The organism is Pseudomonas sp. 14A (assembly GCF_018132745.1).
Classification (GTDB): domain Bacteria; phylum Pseudomonadota; class Gammaproteobacteria; order Pseudomonadales; family Pseudomonadaceae; genus Aquipseudomonas; species Aquipseudomonas mercuritolerans.
The window spans coordinates 1-456 of the sequence record NZ_JAGRQJ010000025.1 but is presented as its reverse complement, the minus strand read 5'-3'; the positions used below and the strand labels follow the sequence as shown (position 1 = coordinate 456).

At 52.2% G+C, this 456-nt stretch carries 3 tRNA genes; all 3 read left to right on the top strand.

Going from position 1 to position 456, the window contains the following annotated elements:
* The first annotated feature begins 8 nt into the window (after positions 1-8).
* The 3 genes from PS14A_RS26485 (at position 9) to PS14A_RS26475 (ending at position 446) form a co-directional block, all read left to right on the top strand.
* Positions 9-84, top strand: a tRNA-Val gene (locus PS14A_RS26485).
* A gap of 19 nt (positions 85-103) precedes the next feature.
* Positions 104-180 (top strand) — tRNA-Asp (locus tag PS14A_RS26480).
* Between the two features lie 190 nt (positions 181-370).
* A tRNA-Val gene (locus tag PS14A_RS26475) sits at positions 371-446 on the top strand.
* The last annotated feature ends 10 nt before the right edge of the window (positions 447-456 follow it).

Sequence of the window (456 nt, the reverse complement as noted above, 5' to 3'; positions counted from 1 at the left end):
GAAGCGAAGGGTGATTAGCTCAGCTGGGAGAGCGTCTGCCTTACAAGCAGAATGTCGGCGGTTCGATCCCGTCATCACCCACCATTCGTTTCAAGTGTTTAGCGCAGCGGTAGTTCAGTCGGTTAGAATACCGGCCTGTCACGCCGGGGGTCGCGGGTTCGAGTCCCGTCCGCTGCGCCATATTCGGTAACCTGGACCACTGAACGCCAGGTCGCCACGGAAAAACCCGCTGAAGCGGGTTTTTTTCTGTCTCAAGGTTGTAACCGCGGGATGTATCGTTTCACCGGTTTTCAGATTTTTTTGAAAAATATTCAATTAAATCAACACTTTACGAAAACTTGTGGCATAATGCGCCCCGTAACGAAGCGAAGGGTGATTAGCTCAGCTGGGAGAGCGTCTGCCTTACAAGCAGAATGTCGGCGGTTCGATCCCGTCATCACCCACCATTCGTTTCAA